15 protein-coding genes, 1 tRNA gene and 1 pseudogene are annotated in these 13,977 nt (G+C 69.3%); 10 read left to right on the top strand and 7 right to left on the bottom strand.

Annotation, left to right across the window (positions count from 1 at the left end):
• Window positions 1-46 precede the first annotated feature (46 nt).
• Entirely contained in the window at window positions 47-697 is a 651-nt protein-coding gene (locus IG98_RS0139460; RefSeq protein WP_030924751.1) for a hypothetical protein, read from the top strand.
• Here IG98_RS0139460 and IG98_RS0139455 read toward each other — a convergent pair.
• Window positions 694-1,191 (bottom strand): 2-thiouracil desulfurase family protein, encoded by a 498-nt coding sequence (locus IG98_RS0139455; RefSeq protein ID WP_030924747.1) that lies wholly within the window; start codon window positions 1,189-1,191, stop codon window positions 694-696. The genes IG98_RS0139460 and IG98_RS0139455 overlap by 4 nt on opposite strands.
• Window positions 1,192-1,277: 86 nt before the next feature.
• Between IG98_RS0139455 and IG98_RS0139450 the strand changes: the two genes are divergently transcribed.
• From IG98_RS0139450 to IG98_RS0139425, 6 genes are all read left to right on the top strand, one after another.
• On the top strand, window positions 1,278-1,640 hold the full coding sequence (locus IG98_RS0139450; protein ID WP_030924744.1) for a hypothetical protein: 363 nt from the start codon (window positions 1,278-1,280) through the stop codon (window positions 1,638-1,640).
• Window positions 1,637-2,017 (top strand): hypothetical protein, encoded by a 381-nt coding sequence (locus IG98_RS0139445; protein WP_030924741.1) that lies wholly within the window; start codon window positions 1,637-1,639, stop codon window positions 2,015-2,017. Before IG98_RS0139450 ends, IG98_RS0139445 begins: the two co-directional genes overlap by 4 nt.
• A 66-nt stretch (window positions 2,018-2,083) precedes the next feature.
• Window positions 2,084-2,731, top strand: coding sequence for an SRPBCC family protein (locus tag IG98_RS0139440; protein WP_030924738.1), 648 nt, complete (start codon window positions 2,084-2,086; stop codon window positions 2,729-2,731).
• Between the two features lie 318 nt (window positions 2,732-3,049).
• Entirely contained in the window at window positions 3,050-4,279 is a 1,230-nt protein-coding gene (locus IG98_RS0139435; RefSeq protein ID WP_030924735.1) for a CynX/NimT family MFS transporter, read from the top strand.
• 310 nt (window positions 4,280-4,589) lie between these two features.
• On the top strand, window positions 4,590-6,020 hold the full coding sequence (locus IG98_RS0139430) for an MFS transporter (protein WP_030924733.1): 1,431 nt from the start codon (window positions 4,590-4,592) through the stop codon (window positions 6,018-6,020).
• A gap of 19 nt (window positions 6,021-6,039) precedes the next feature.
• Window positions 6,040-6,112: transfer RNA gene (locus IG98_RS0139425), tRNA-Ala, on the top strand.
• A gap of 323 nt (window positions 6,113-6,435) precedes the next feature.
• On the opposite strand, the gene IG98_RS0139420 is transcribed toward IG98_RS0139425, so the two are convergent.
• Complete coding sequence (locus tag IG98_RS0139420; protein WP_030924730.1) at window positions 6,436-6,933, bottom strand: hypothetical protein; 498 nt, start codon at window positions 6,931-6,933, stop codon at window positions 6,436-6,438.
• Window positions 6,934-7,099: 166 nt separating this feature from the next.
• Between IG98_RS0139420 and IG98_RS0139415 the strand changes: the two genes are divergently transcribed.
• From IG98_RS0139415 to IG98_RS0139405, 3 genes are all read left to right on the top strand, one after another.
• Entirely contained in the window at window positions 7,100-8,017 is a 918-nt protein-coding gene (locus tag IG98_RS0139415) for a diacylglycerol/lipid kinase family protein (protein WP_030924726.1), read from the top strand.
• 175 nt (window positions 8,018-8,192) lie between these two features.
• Window positions 8,193-8,933, top strand: coding sequence for an SAM-dependent methyltransferase (locus IG98_RS0139410; RefSeq protein WP_030924724.1), 741 nt, complete (start codon window positions 8,193-8,195; stop codon window positions 8,931-8,933).
• 61 nt (window positions 8,934-8,994) lie between these two features.
• Window positions 8,995-9,786: an SDR family oxidoreductase gene (locus IG98_RS0139405; protein ID WP_030924721.1), complete on the top strand. Its 792-nt coding sequence runs from the start codon at window positions 8,995-8,997 to the stop codon at window positions 9,784-9,786.
• Window positions 9,787-9,819: 33 nt separating this feature from the next.
• On the opposite strand, the gene IG98_RS0139400 is transcribed toward IG98_RS0139405, so the two are convergent.
• The 5 genes and pseudogenes from IG98_RS0139400 to IG98_RS53935 all read right to left on the bottom strand — a co-directional run.
• A complete protein-coding gene (locus tag IG98_RS0139400) occupies window positions 9,820-11,079 on the bottom strand; it encodes a serpin family protein (protein ID WP_084195986.1) in 1,260 nt (419 codons plus the stop codon).
• 40 nt (window positions 11,080-11,119) lie between these two features.
• Window positions 11,120-11,746 (bottom strand): hypothetical protein, encoded by a 627-nt coding sequence (locus tag IG98_RS0139395; protein ID WP_030924714.1) that lies wholly within the window; start codon window positions 11,744-11,746, stop codon window positions 11,120-11,122.
• Between the two features lie 10 nt (window positions 11,747-11,756).
• Window positions 11,757-13,139 (bottom strand): selenium-binding protein SBP56-related protein, encoded by a 1,383-nt coding sequence (locus tag IG98_RS0139390; RefSeq protein ID WP_030924711.1) that lies wholly within the window; start codon window positions 13,137-13,139, stop codon window positions 11,757-11,759.
• 469 nt (window positions 13,140-13,608) lie between these two features.
• Entirely contained in the window at window positions 13,609-13,749 is a 141-nt protein-coding gene (locus IG98_RS53940; protein WP_245651908.1) for a hypothetical protein, read from the bottom strand.
• A gap of 45 nt (window positions 13,750-13,794) precedes the next feature.
• Window positions 13,795-13,977, bottom strand: a pseudogene (locus tag IG98_RS53935) (DNA primase); the annotation flags it as partial.

Below are 13,977 nucleotides of genomic sequence, written 5' to 3'. Positions count from 1 at the left end.
TGTAACGGTAGTGAGTCATGGGGCATATGACGTAATAATCCGTGACATGCGGCAAACGCTGGGGTTCATAGCGGTGTGGTGTGGGGCCACCGTCCTGGCGGTCTCGGTCGCCTGGTTCGGCGTCCGCGACGTGCTCCGCAGCGAGGTCTTCGAGGACGCGAGCATCGAGCCCCTCAACGCCGCCGTCGGCCGTACCGGAGACTCGCGGCTTCCCGCGGGGGCGCCGACGGGACCGCAGGTCATCGGCGTGCCGACGGCCTCCTCGGAACCCGTCCGTACCCCGGCGCCTCGTCTCGTTCAGCCCACGCGGGACACCACCGGATCGCAGCCGGCCCGTTCACCGTCGAGGACGGCCGCGCCGGTGCGCACGCGGGACGCCGGACTCTCCCGGTCGGTGCCGTCCCTCTCGCCGTCCGGATCCGGCGCGCCGTCGCCCACCGCGCCCAAGCCGACGGTCACCAGGACCAGGTCGATCTCGACCGAAAACCTGCGCGTGGTGAACGTCAAGGGCGGTTCGGTCTCGTTCGCCATCGAGAACGGTGTGTGCCGTCTGATCGCCGCGGCCCCCAACGCGGGCTACGAGGCCAAGGTCGCCTCGGCCACCGGGTGGATCCGGGTCGACCTGGTCAGGGGAGAGCACGGCTCGGCGGTCTTCTGCATCGGCGGGGAGAGCCGTACGGACCTGTGGGAATACTAGGATTCGCCGATCTCGCGCAGTCGTGCGGCGGCCTCGGCGATGCGATCCTCGCCGAAGACCATGATGCCGTGCAGTTCGAGCAGGGCCGAGGTGACTCCGTGGCCGGGGGCCCGCCGACCGGTGAAGGTGCCGTCGTAGACGGTCAGGCTGCCGCAGGAGGGGCTGCCCTCCTTCAGGATCGCCACCTTCACCTCGAAGGACCTGGCGACGGCGAGCGCCGCCTGAGCGCCGGCGAGGAAGGCGGCCGTGACGTCGGTACCCCCGGCGGTCAGCACCCGGGCCGCCCCGGAGAGCACCGCCGCGCCCCCGGCACCGCCCTCGATCTCCGCGGCGGGGCGTGGGACGGGCAGGCCGCCCCCGACCTCCGGGCAGAACGGGACGAGCCGCCCCTGGCGCCGCCACGCGGTCAGCAGGGCGTCGCCGCTCGTCTTGGCGGACCCGTCGTAACGGACCTTCCGCCCCATCAGGCAGGCGCTGACCAGGATCTTTTCCACGGTCTCAGAATAGGCGCCGTGCGGGAGGGGGCGAGGGGGGCGGGCAGTACCCTACTGCTCATGCCTTTCGATCCCCTGCGGTCTCGATGATCGGCCCGCTCGCGACCGGCCTGATCCTGTTCTCTCTGGCGATCGGTCTGGTCGGCCTCCTGACCACCATGCGGAACAGAGCGATGGGCACCGTGCTTCTCGTCGCGCTCGGGGTGCTGGAGGTGGGGCTGCTGGTCCAGGCCGGGTTCGTGATCGCCGCGATGGTGCGGGGCGAGGGGCCGGCGAGCTCGGCCACGCTCATCGGCTACCTGGCGGGCAGTGTGGTGATTCCGCCGGCGGCGGCCTTCTGGGGGATCGGCGAGCGCTCACGCTGGGGTCCCGCGGTGATCGCGGTGGCGGGCTTCGCGATTCCCGGCATGGTCGGGCGGCTGCTCCAGGTCTGGCAGGGGATGCCGTGAGCGAGCCGGCGATCGGCAGCGGACCCGGCCGCGCGCTGGTGGCGGTCTACGGGGTGTTCGCCCTGGCCGCGGGGGCCCGCGCGGCGGTGCAGATCGCGACGCGTCTGCAGGAGGCCCCGCTGGCCTACTGGCTGTCGGCGTTCGCCGCCGCCGTCTACATCGTGCTCACCGTCGCGCTGGCCAGGGGAGACCGGACCCTGGCGCTGGTCGCCTGCGGGATCGAGCTGGCCGGGGTGCTCATCGTCGGCACGCTCAGCATGGTCTATCCAGAGGCGTTCCCGCGTGCCACAGTCTGGTCGGGTTACGGAAGCGGATATCTCTTCATCCCGTTTGTGCTGCCGGTCCTGGGGCTTTACTGGCTTCTGCGGCGCCGTTAGTTAGGTCCGGCCCGTACCGGGCAGGTCTGCCTCCCGAACCGACCAAACCACAAGGGAGGCACGGTCATGAGTTCGATTGAACAGTCAGTCGACGTCAACGTACCGATCCAGACCGCGTACAACCAGTGGACCCAGTTCGAGAGCTTTCCCGAATTCATGGAAGGCGTGGAGTCGATCAAGCAGCTCAGCGACACGCGTACCGCGTGGGTCGTCGAGATCGCGGGGGTCCGCCGTGAGTTCCAGGCGGAGATAACCGAGCAGCACCCCGACGAGCGGGTGGCCTGGAGATCGGTCGAGCGGCCGCACCAGGCCGGTGTGGTGACCTTCCATCACCTCGGTCCGGACACCACCCGGGTCACGCTCCAGATGGAGTACGACCCCGAGGGGTTCGTCGAGACCGTCGGCGACTGGCTGCAGATCGTCCGCCTGCGGGTCCGCGGTGATCTGGAGCGTTTCAAGACCTTCATCGAGTCGCGCGGCGGCGAGACCGGCGCCTGGCGCGGGGATGTGCCGGGACCGCACGAGCACGGCGCCCGTGTCGGCGGCACCGGCACGACAGGTGGCTACGGTTCTGACGAGCCCGCACCTCCGCGCACCGTGGGCCAGGGTTACCCGCCGGAGTCCGCGCTTCCGCCTCCCGGCGGTGAACCGCTGCCGCCGGTCGGCCGCCGGCTCGGCGAGGAGCCGCCGCTCACCCCGGGGCCGCGCATCTGACGCTCGTGAGTCCGGGACGATCACCTGATGTCTGAGGTTCGCCCGGCTCGCAGGCTCGCCCGGTGTGGCCTCAGGTGTCCGGTGTTCTGACCGTCCGGGCTCTCTGGCATCGGAGCCGGGGACACGCCGGTGCGCGAGAGAGCCGGGTCACGCCCTGTAAAGGGATGCGTGACCCGGCTTTCATATTGTCAGCAATTTTCGATCACCTCCGACCCGGCACGTTGGTCAGGAACAAACGGATGTTTCAGTCCTGTTAAAGTTGTGGTCAGCCAATCATCCTACGATTGGATGAAACCACTGAGGAGGACTGAAACCAGCATGAGCGTGCTAACCCATCAGACCAGGGGCCGCACCGGTGGAACGACAGGATCTCTCGCCTGGTTGCTCGTGCTGGGAATCGTTCTCGCGGCGCTGAACCTGCGCACCGCCGTCACGAGCGTCGGGCCGGTTCTCGACCAGATAACCTCCGGCCTCGGCATGACCGCCCTCGGAGTCGGGCTGCTCACCACGCTTCCCGTGCTCATCTTCGCCTCGGTCGGAGCGTTGACCCCGGCGCTGGCCAGGAAGGTCGGCGAGCACCGCCTCCTGCTCCTCGCCCTCATCGTCCTGGGCGCCGGCCTGCTCATCCGCTCGATGGTGGGCTCGGCCGAGGTGTTCCTCTACAGCAGTGCCCTGGCGCTGTCGGGCGGAGCGGTGGGCAACGTGCTCATCCCCAGCCTGATCAAGCGCCACTTCCCCGGCAGGGCCGGGACCATGACCACCGTCTACACCACGGCCCTCGCGGTGGGCACGATGCTCGCGGCCGCCGCGACCGTGCCCATCCAGCAGGCCACCGACGGCAACTGGCACGTTGCCCTCGGGGTGTGGGGGGCGCTCGCCGCCGTCGCCGCCATTCCGTGGCTTGCGCTCGCGCGCAGTGAGCCGGAGCGGCGCGGCGCGGGCGAGGGAACGAGTGCCCGTGCCCTGCTCCGCAGCAGGCTGGCCTGGGCGGTCGCCGCCTACTTCGGCACCCAGAGCATGGTCGCCTACATCATGTTCGGCTTCCTGCCGAAGATCCTCATCGATGGTGGCTACAGCAGCGGGCAGGCGGGTCTGGTGCTGGGTGTCTTCACCGCAATCGGTATCCCGATCTCGCTCCTCGTGCCCTGGACGGCGTCGAAGTTCTCCGACCAGCGGCCCGTGGTCGTCGCCTTCGTGGTCTTCTACGTCGCCGGCTTCCTCGGTCTCTGGCTCGCGCCCGTCGGCCTGGCGTGGCTCTTCGCGAGCCTGGTCGGCATCGGGATGGGGTCCTTCCCGCTCGCGCTCACCATGCTCGCCATGCGCACCCGCACCCCCGAGGCGACAGCCGCGTTGTCGGCCTTCGGGCAGAGCACCGGATATCTCATCGCGGGCGCCGGGCCCCTGGTCATCGGCTTCGCGCACGAGTCGACCGGCGGCTGGACGCTGCCGTTCCTGCTGCTGCTCGGGGTGGTCGCGCTGCAGTTCGTGGCCGGCTGGTACGCCGGGCGGCCGGGTTACCTGGAGGATGAGCGGGCTCTGGCGCGCTGACCCTCCCTCGCCGGCACGGCCTGTGCCCTCTCGGGGGCGGCACAGGCCGTGTCGGCGCAGTCGTCAGTTCCGGGTGGCCCGCAGGGCGGATTCCGCCGTGATCAGGAGGGGGCCGCCAGACCGTACTGCTCCATGAAGCCGCCCTCGTCCAGGTCGGAGACGGGGAAGGCAGGGAGCCGTGGTTGGCGATGTACGGCGCATAGGGGCATAGACGTATCACGGCCCTCCGGTGTGACATGGCCCGGTAAACGGCTGTTTACTGCCTCGCCTTACCATGCGAGAGCAGAAGTCGGCAGTGAAGGAGTGTGCAGTGACGGGAACGATCGTCGCCGAAGCGGGTGCCGCGCAACAGAGCAGACATCTCTGGTTGACCCTGGTGGCGCTCTCCGCGGCGGGAATGGTCGTCTCCGTCCAGCAGACCGTGGTCATCCCGCTGCTGCCCCGGCTGATGGCCACCTTCGGCGTGTCGGTGGCCGAGGTCACCTGGGTCTTCACCGCCTCGCTGCTCGCCGCCGCGGTGGCCACGCCGCTGCTGTCGCGCCTCGGCGACATGTACGGCAAGAAGCGGATGATCCTGTTCACGGTCGGCCTGCTCGTCCTGGGTTCGCTGGTCTGTGCCCTGTCCGGTTCCTTTCCCGTACTGATCGCCGGACGGGCCCTGCAGGGCGCGTCGGTGGCGCTGGTGCCGCTGGCCATCGGCATGATCAAGGACACTTTCCCGTCCGACAGGGTCATGACGGCCATCGGGGTGGTCAGCGCCACCATGGGCGTCGGCGGCAGCCTCGGCATGATCGTCACCGGCCTGATCGCCGACCGTACCCCCAGCCACCACCCGGTCTTCTGGATCACCGCTGGGCTCGGCGTGATCGCGATCGTCCTCATCGCGCTGAGTGCCCCCGGCGGCGGAACCGGTGCGGGAGGCCGCCCCGACCTCATCGGCGCGGCACTGCTGTCCGCCTGGCTCGTCTGCCTGCTGCTGGCGATCTCCAAGGGCAACGACTGGGGCTGGGGTTCGGGGGCCGTCCTGTGGCTGTTCGCGGGCGCGGGCGGATTCGGTGCCGTCTGGGTCTTCAGCCAGCTGCGGCTCCGGGCGCCGATGGTACGGCTCCACCTGCTCGTCGGCCGCCGTTCCCTCCCGGCCAACCTGGCCTCGCTGCTCCTGGGCTTCGCCATGTTCGGCTCCTTCGCCCTGATCTCCAGCTTCATTCAGACGCCCCCGTCCGCCGGTTATGGTTTCGGGGGATCTGTCCTCGACGTTGGTCTCTACGCCCTGCCCAGCACTGTGACCATGCTGCTCTCCTCCTTCATGGCCGGTCGTCTCTCTGCCTGGTTCGGCCCCGCCTACTCCCTCGCCCTCGGCGCCGGCCTGTGCGCGATCGGATTCGGCTGGTTCACCCTCTTCAACGACTCGGTACTCCAGCTGGTCGGTGCCAACGCGGTGCAGGGGCTGGGCTTCGGCGTCGCCTACGCGGCGCTGGGCGCGCTCGCCGTGCAGCACGTGCCCAGGGACCAGAGCGGCATCGCCAGCGGTATCAACTCCCTGGTCCGCTCCATCGGTGGCAGCCTCTCCGGCGCCGCGACCGCCGCGCTCCTCACCTCCATCACCATCGCCGGTACCGCCGTCCCGTCCCGGGACGCCTATGTGATCTCCTTCGGGATCATCACCGCGAGCGCTCTGGGGTCGGCGGCCATCGCGCTCGTGTCCGGATTGATGGCGCGAGGGGTGTCCGAAGTCGGTTAAGATTTCATCTGCATCGCAAGGGGCTATGGCGCAGCTGGTAGCGCGCCTCCATGGCATGGAGGAGGTCTGGGGTTCGAATCCCCATAGCTCCACTTCGGTGGCTGGGGTTCGCTGTTCGCAGACGAAAGTCTGCTTCCGGCGGGCCCCTTCGTCGTTCACACGGGGGGACGAACCCCACGGTGCGAGGGCTTCGCCCCCGGGCCTTTCGCTTCGCTCGGGGAAGTGCCGTGCGTTGTGCGGTCTCCGCATTGTCGGTGGGCCGTGGGCGTGGCTGGTGGGGCCAGGCTCGTCGCAGGGCGAGAAGGCGAAGCCCGGGAATCGGTATCCGTGTTCAGTGGCCGACGCTCCGCTGGTGGGGGGCGGATGACTGCCGATCGAGGCTCGACGGCCTGCTTCGGTGATGGTGGGGGCGGGGTCAGTCGTCGGAGGCGACGATGACGGCCAGGGAGTCCTCGTTCCGGTCGATCAGGACCAGTTCGTGGAACTCGCCGAGGATCCATCCCAGGTCGTCGTCGCGGGCCGCCTCGTCGAGGTCGCGGAGGCGGTAGAGCGAGGTGGCCGCGCGGATCAGTCGGTAGACCTCGCTCTCCAGGTCGTGGGCGACGGTCTCGGGAAGATCGGTGTACCTGTCGGCCCAGATGCGGATCGTGGCGGAGGCGGTTTCCGCGTCGACGTCCTCGAAGGAGGCGGTCGAGAGCGCGTCGAGGCGGTAGGGGCCGTGCACCGATCCGTCGCCCTTCCAGGAGTCGGAGCCCAGGTAGTCGTCCCGGTACAGCCGGTGTGAGAGCAGCGCGGTGAGCAGCGGTTCGTCGCCCTGTCCGGGAGCGATACGGAAGTGCTTCACGTCCACCCAGCGGTAGGTCCTGTCCTTGAAGTTGACCAGGGTGGTCGAGGTGAACGCCAGTTGCTCCATGGTTGTGACGATAGTGACTTCTGGGACTGGTTGATCACCGATTGACCGAACCGGCCGAGCAGCCGGGAAACGAGGAAACCAGGTACGAGCTGGGGGTGCGTGACGTTTGCCGCTCCGGAGCGAGGGCAGCCGTCAGCGTATCCGGCACGGTGCTACAGGAGGTCAGATGCTGCCCCGGAAGCAGAAGGTCGGCACGGTCGCGGTGATCGCTCACCAGCGGAAGTCATTCGGCGGAGGGTTGGACGAGCTGCGCAGGCTCCTCGCAGACGAGGGAGTCGGTGAGCTGCTCTGGTACGAGGTGCCCAAGAGCAAGAAGGCGCCGAAGAAGGCGCGGAAGGCGCTGAAGGAGGGCGCCGACCTGATCCTGGTGTGGGGCGGTGACGGTATGGTGCAGCGCTGCGTGGACGCGATCGCGGGCTCGAGTGTCACGGTCGGCATCCTCCCCGCGGGAACGGGCAACCTCTTCGCGCGGAACCTGGGCATCCCCGAGGACCTGCCCAAGGCCGTACACGTCGCGTTCCACGGCGAGAACCGGAAACTGGACCTGGGGAAGGTCAACGGGGAGCACTTCGCCGTCATGGCCGGGGTCGGCTTCGACGCGGCGATGATGGAGGAGGCCGACCGGGGTTTGAAGGACCGCCTGGGGCGTGCGGCGTACGTCTGGACGGGCCTGCGTCACGTCCGCGGGGAGCTGGTGCCGATGGAGGTCAGGATCGACGGGGTGACGTGGTTCGAGGGCGAGGCCAGCTGCCTGCTGCTGGGCAACATCGGCACCATCACCGGCGGCATCGAGGCGTTCGACGACGCGCGTCCCGATGACGGATGGCTGGAGGTCGGCGTGACCACCGCGAATGGGCCGATCCAGTGGGCCCGCGTGCTCGGCCGGATGAGCACGGGGCGGTCCGAGGAGTCGCCGTTCGTCCGGATGACCCGGGCGCGCAAGATCACCGCCAGGTTCGGCTCCCCCATGACCTACGAGCTGGACGGTGGTGCCAAGGGAGCCGTCACCAAGCTCAAGGCCAAGGTCGTGCCCGGCGGCGTCACCATCCGTGTCCCCGAGTCCACCGGCTCCGAGCAGCTGTGACCCCCGATCCCCGGCCACCGCGGACCAAGGACCGGGGACAGATGCCAGGTTGCCGCCAAGATCCCCGATGGCGTGCGGGCGTGACCACCATGGCGAGCGATCTGGTCATCGCGCGCGTGACCGTCATCTGAAACTCGGTTGTCCGGCTGTTACCCGCCCGGGAAACATGGCGGTCATGTCACTGCGTTTTCACGAGATCGCCGAGGACGGTCACCGCATCCTCAACCCGTTCACGAACGACAAGCTGGCGCTGCTCGGCGAGGTCGCCAGGCTCCGGCGGGGAACCCGCCTGCTCGACCTGTGCTGCGGCAAGGCGGAGATGCTCTGCCAATGGTCTCTCGCCCACGGTATCGAGGGGGTCGGGGTCGACATCAGCGACGTCTTCCTCGACGCGGCGCGTGCCAGGGCAGGGGAGCTCGGGGTGGCCGATCGCGTACGCCTGGTGAAGGGCGACGCCGGGGCCTACCCGGCGGAGCCGGGGACGTTCGACGTCGTGTCCTGCCTGGGGGCGACCTGGATCGGCAACGGGCTGGAGGGGACGGTCGAGCTGATGCTTCCCCCGCTGAAGGAGGACGGGATCCTGCTCGTCGGCGAGCCGTACTGGAACTCCGAGCCGCCCGCGGCGGCATACGAGTCGTTCGGCTTCGGGCCGGACGACTTCACCTCGTTGGCGGGGACCTTCGACAGATTCGAGGCGGCGGGGGTCGAGGTGCTGGAGATGGTCCTCGCCGACCAGGACAGCTGGGACCGTTACGTGGCGAGCCAGTGGTGGACGCTGAGCGACTGGCTGCGTGACAATCCCGACGATCCCGACGTCGAGGGAGTGCGCGGCTTCCTGGAGCGCTGCCGCCGCTCGCATGTCGAGTACGGCAGGCGACACCTCGGCTGGGGTGTCTTCGTGCTGCGCCGTCGTTGACGGCTACTGACGGGTAGGAATAGGTTCCCAGAGACCGGCTGGTCGGTTCGAGGGAGCTTGCATGCGGGTGCGGGACAAGGTCGTGGTGGTGACCGGGGCCTCGAGCGGGATCGGCCGGGCGATGGCCCGCAGGTTCGCCGCCGAGGGGGCGGCAGGCGTGGTCGTGGCCGACATCGACGCGGCGGGCGCGACCGCGGTGGCCAGGGAGATCGGTGACCGGGCGGTCGCGGTACGGGCTGATGTGTCGGTCGAGGAGGACGTGCGCGGCCTGGTCACCACCGCCGAGAGTGCCTTCGGCCCGGTCGGCCTGTTCTGTTCCAACGCCGGCGTCACCACCGGCCGCGGGCTCGACGCCACGAGTCCGGACTGGACCCGGACGATAGCGGTGAACATCCTCGCCCACGTCTACGCGGCACGCGCGGTCGTGCCCGGGATGGTCGAGCGCGGTGAGGGTTACCTGCTCAACACCTGTTCGGCGGCCGGGCTGGTGAGCTGCCCCGGAGACGCCCCCTACGCCGTGACCAAGTCGGCGGCGATCTCCTTCGCCGAGTGGGTGTCCATCCACTACGCGACCAGGGGCGTCAGGGTCAGCGTGCTCTGCCCGCAGAGCGTGCGCACCGCCATGTTCGAGCGCGGCGTCGCCGCGGACCATCTCAGCGCGAGGGCGGCGGGCGCGTCGGGACCCGTCCTCGACCCCGAGGCCGTGGCCGACGCGGTGGTCGAGGGCCTCGCCGCCGAGCGGTTCCATATCTTCCCGCACCCCGAGGTCGCCGGTTTCGTCCGACGTAAGGCCGAAGACCCCGACCGCTGGCTGACCGGAATGGCGTATTTCGTCGACTCGTTGCGGGCGTGATGGCCGACGTCCGGCCTGACCGTCCGGTTCGGCTCAGCTTCCGGCGGCCGGATCGCCGACCTGGCCGATGAACAGCGGGGTCAGCGTCGGCCGGTGGACGATCGCGAAGGCGAACGGGTGGTCGGCGCGGACTTCGGCCTCGGGCGTGGCCGGGGCCGATACGGGGAAGGCGAGGCCGGTGACGGCGGCGGCCTCGGTGCCCCACTCGTTCACCGTGATGTTGGCGCGGTGGACGGCCTGCTCAAGAGAGGCGCCGTCGGTGATGCCCGAGTAGTCGGTTCCCCGCAGTCCCAGCTTCCCGAGCGGCTCCGCCAGGTCCAGGCTCGTGGAGAAGTCCCAGCGTGGCATGGCGAGCCTCACCGGCCGTTCCCCGAGCCCGGCGGCCACCCGTGCCATCACGGCGGGGGAGAGCAGATCGCCGGGAGAACCGCCCGCTCGCGGGACGAGAACCCACATGGCCAGGTCACCGCCGGCGTACCGCAACTCCACGGCCTGCCAGCCGGGCCCCGCCGCGTACGGGAGGACTCCGTCGCGGCGCATCAGGGCCGTACGCACGGCCGTGCCGTCCGCGCGGCTGAAGGAGGCGCCTTCCTCGGGCGGTTCGACGAACGGTGTCGTCCACTCGGCCCTGAGGTATACGGCGTTGGCGATGACCAGCCTGGTCTGCGGGCTCAGGTTGTCGAACACCTTCCTGATCCGCCCGGCTGTCCGCTCCTCGGCCCAGGCGTCGATGACCTTGGCGCCGTCCCGGGTGAAGTCCACCTGGTGCACACCCGCGCCGTACTGTGCCGCGAGCGTGCGCAGGAACTCCGCCCTGACACTCAGCCCTTCCTGGGTGAACAGCCCGTTGGCCATGCCCACGACCGCGGGGGCGGGGGTATCCCGGGCATCTCGCTCCGCGTCCGGGGCAGGATGGGGTGGTGGGTCCTCGGTCGTGATGATCTGCCTGGTGAGCACGTTGAGTGAGGTATGCGGTCCTGCCGAGGGGAAACCGAAGACTCTGTCGAGTTCGGTCGCGGTGTCCGCGACCGCCCCCGCCCTCGCCAGGCCGAAGGCGTAGCCGATGCTCAGAGGCGACAGGACGGCGTTGGCCCCGGGGATCGCGGTCGCGGTGAACAGGGCATGTCCGAAGGACGTCAGGCCATGCACGGTCTCCGCGACCGGAGGGTTCTCCGGGACCTCCCGCTGTACCCCCTCAGCGGTGATCACGTTGGGCCCGGCCATGGCGCACGATGACAGGACGGCGACGGCCAGCAGTGCGGGAAACAGTCGGCGCATGTTTCTAACACGCATGCCGCCGCACGATGGTTCACCTTCGGTGTGGCGGGTGACGTCAGGTGAGCGCGGCGAAGGCGCCCGCCCCGATGAGGGCGACGGCCCAGGCGAGGTCGAGGTTGAACCACGCCTTGCGGAGCACCGACACCCCCAGCCGTTCGTAGACGACCAGGGCCAGGACGGTGGTCGTCACCAGCATGGCCACCGTGTGCACCCCGGTCGCCAGTAGGCTCTGCGAGGCCAGTGCGGCGGCGTCATGGCCTCCGTGACCTCCATGGCCTTCGTGTCCGCCGAGCAGGGTGACCGGGAGCACCATCAGTCCCGCTCCGTGCGCGGTGGCCATCAGGAACGACCACCCGGCCAGTTGCCACCTCGTCACCTTCATGCCGACCCAGCGGGGATGGCGTCGCTTCAGCAGTCGCCAGAGGCCGAAGGCGCACACCACGGCCGCCACGCCGTACGAGACCGCTTTCGGCGGGGCGGCGAGCCGTGCCGCGGACACCAGCCCAAGCGTGATCAGCACCGAGCCCGCGTGGCCGAACACGATGGGTGGCAGCGCTCGGAGGACTCCGTCGCGTGAGCGCTCCTGCAGGCCGAGCGCGACCGCGAAGAGCCAGCCCATGGCCGGGTTCAGGCCGTGGAAGGCGCCGAACCCGGCCAGGACGAGCAGGGAGGTCAGATCCATCGGCGGGCCTTTAGGGGAAGCAGTAGGAGTCGGAGGAGGAGTCGCCGCCCTGCAGGCGGATCTGGTGCGCACGGCGGCCGTCGGCGGCGAAGTCGACGAAGAAGCCGGGGTCGAGCGCGATCGAACCGTCATCGGCGATGTCCACCTTCGCCATCCAACTGGAGATGCCGTCGGGGTAGAAGACGTCGTCCCAGGACCGGTAGAGCGAGTTGGTGAAATAGACCCGCCGCCCGTCCCTGCTGGCCTCGACCATCTGCGGCCCGCCGTTCAGCGCCCGGCCCGGAGCGGCAGGGTGGGCGTCGCGCCGGGCGATCCCGCCGATCCGGATCGATCCGGTCTCGCGCGGGGCGAACGGGTCGGAGACGTCGTACGCCTTGAGCTCGCCGGTGCCCCAGGCCGAGACGAGCAGGATCCGGTCGTCGAGGGTCAGCGAGATGTCACTGACCAGCGGCGGTACCGCGCCGAACTGCTTGAGTGGTTCGGGCAGCAGGTCGGGGTCGGCGGGTTCGGCTGGAATTGTGATCGTCTTGCGGGCCTTCCAGAGGTCGTCCTCCAGGTACCACGTGAAGATGTTGGCCGACAGGTCCTCGACGTTGATCACCGTGTTGACGAAGCCGTGGGTCTTGGTGGGGTCATGGGCGGGCCGGAGTTCCAGGGCCATCTGATGCTGGTCACCCAGGTCGATCTCCTGGAGATGCCTGCGCTTGGCCAGGTCCCAGACGTGCAGCCGGTGACCGTACTGCCGGCCGACCAGCAGCTCCAGCGAGGGGCCCGGCTCGATCTGGTTGGGCGTCCCCCACTCACTGGTGATCATCGTGTCGTGCCCGAGGTGCCACCAGAAGTCGTAGTGCAGCCGCTGTGACCCCCGGTCGGACTCCCAGCGGCCCTTCGGCTCAAAGGTGTCGTGGTCGAGAGTGAACACCCCGCCGGGCGCGTCGCCGTTCACGTTGCCGAGCGCGCTGACATAGATGGCGTCCGTGCCGCAGTGGACGGTGTGCGGGCGGCTGTAGCCGGTCTTCTTGAAGACCGTCTCCGGTTCGATCGTCTTGACGAGCTTGGGATGCCGGGGGTCGTCCTTGACGTCGAAGATGTAGATCCGGCTGGACCTCAGGCCGGGGAGGACCAGGTAGCGCCTTTCCACGTGCGGGTGTGGCGCGTACGGGCACAGGGCCGCGCTGCACACGTTCCAGCCGAAGTGATGGAGCTCGTCGCCGGGGACGGACATGTCGTGCACATCGATGATCGATCCGTCCGAGAGGTCGATCGTGGCGAGCCCATCGGGCCGGCCGCCGGCCGGGTCGAGGAGGGCGACGTAGGCGAGCTCCTCCGGAGGGGCCAGCATGGCCTCGCGGGCGGACGGGTAGAAGGTGGGGTCAGGCTGGATGAGCGGCACAGCGAACTCCTGGACTCGTAGCCGGAACCGATATCCAACCAATCTTGTAGGAAAACTTCTCGCTGTCCAGGGGCGTATCGCGTAATCGGAGCGGAAGGCTGCGACGCCCGGCGGTGTCGATTCGCGGGCCTGTGGAAGAGGAGGTGACCCATCGGGCGTGAGAACTTCCGGTAGGGGCGGACAGACGGAGAGGTACGGGGCATCATCGCCCCGTACCTCTCCGTCTGTCGGTTCTATCTGTCAGTCGACGGCCACCTGTCCTGCGCAACCGTTCCCGAACGCCGCTTTCTTGGTCCTAGAGACCTTCGGAGCGAACCACTGGGCCGGGAGGTGTCAATCGACCTGTTCCACGAGATCCCTGGAGAACCTCAGCAGATTTTCGTAGGAGTGCAGACATGCACGGGAGTCCAGATGACCGGGCCAGTGATAATCGGCGTCCTGATAACCGGTGGCCTGGTCGTCGTGGTGCTCAAAGTTCCCGGTCCGGGCGGTCCGGGCGGTCCTTGCGGGCCTTCCGGTCCTTGCGGGCCTTCAGGTCCGGGTGGTCCTTGTGGGCCTTCAGGTCCTTGCGGTCCTGCGGGTCCTTCGGGTCCGGGTGCGCCGTCGGCACCTGCCGGTCCTGCGGGTCCTTCCGGTCCGGGGGCGCCGTCGGCGCCTACCGGTCCGGGGGCGCCGTCGGCGCCTGCGGGTCCTGCCGGTCCTGCGGGTCCTTCGGGTCCGGGGGCGCCGTCGGCGCCTGCGGGTCCTGCCGGTCCTTCAGGTCCTGCCGGTCCTGCGGGTCCTTCGGGTCCGGGGGCGCCGTCGGCGCCTGCGGGTCCTGCCGGTCCTTCAGGTCCTT

Origin of the sequence: Streptosporangium amethystogenes, from assembly GCF_000721075.1 — a bacterium.
Lineage (GTDB): Bacteria > Actinomycetota > Actinomycetes > Streptosporangiales > Streptosporangiaceae > Streptosporangium > Streptosporangium amethystogenes.
This window is presented reverse-complemented; position numbering and strand designations above follow the sequence as displayed.

What these genes read in the sequence shown, in the direction of transcription:
- IG98_RS0139460 (WP_030924751.1), top strand. Translation starts at nt 47, where the DNA reads ATGCGGCAAACGCTGGGGTTCATAGCGGTGTGGTGTGGGGCCACCGTC.
- IG98_RS0139450 (WP_030924744.1), top strand. Translation starts at nt 1,278, where the DNA reads ATGATCGGCCCGCTCGCGACCGGCCTGATCCTGTTCTCTCTGGCGATC.
- IG98_RS0139440 (WP_030924738.1), top strand. Translation starts at nt 2,084, where the DNA reads ATGAGTTCGATTGAACAGTCAGTCGACGTCAACGTACCGATCCAGACC.
- IG98_RS0139435 (WP_030924735.1), top strand. Translation starts at nt 3,050, where the DNA reads ATGAGCGTGCTAACCCATCAGACCAGGGGCCGCACCGGTGGAACGACA.
- IG98_RS0139420 (WP_030924730.1), bottom strand. Translation starts at nt 6,933, where the DNA reads ATGGAGCAACTGGCGTTCACCTCGACCACCCTGGTCAACTTCAAGGAC.
- IG98_RS0139415 (WP_030924726.1), top strand. Translation starts at nt 7,100, where the DNA reads ATGCTGCCCCGGAAGCAGAAGGTCGGCACGGTCGCGGTGATCGCTCAC.
- IG98_RS0139410 (WP_030924724.1), top strand. Translation starts at nt 8,193, where the DNA reads ATGTCACTGCGTTTTCACGAGATCGCCGAGGACGGTCACCGCATCCTC.
- IG98_RS0139405 (WP_030924721.1), top strand. Translation starts at nt 8,995, where the DNA reads ATGCGGGTGCGGGACAAGGTCGTGGTGGTGACCGGGGCCTCGAGCGGG.
- IG98_RS0139400 (WP_084195986.1), bottom strand. Translation starts at nt 11,079, where the DNA reads ATGCGTGTTAGAAACATGCGCCGACTGTTTCCCGCACTGCTGGCCGTC.
- IG98_RS0139395 (WP_030924714.1), bottom strand. Translation starts at nt 11,746, where the DNA reads ATGGATCTGACCTCCCTGCTCGTCCTGGCCGGGTTCGGCGCCTTCCAC.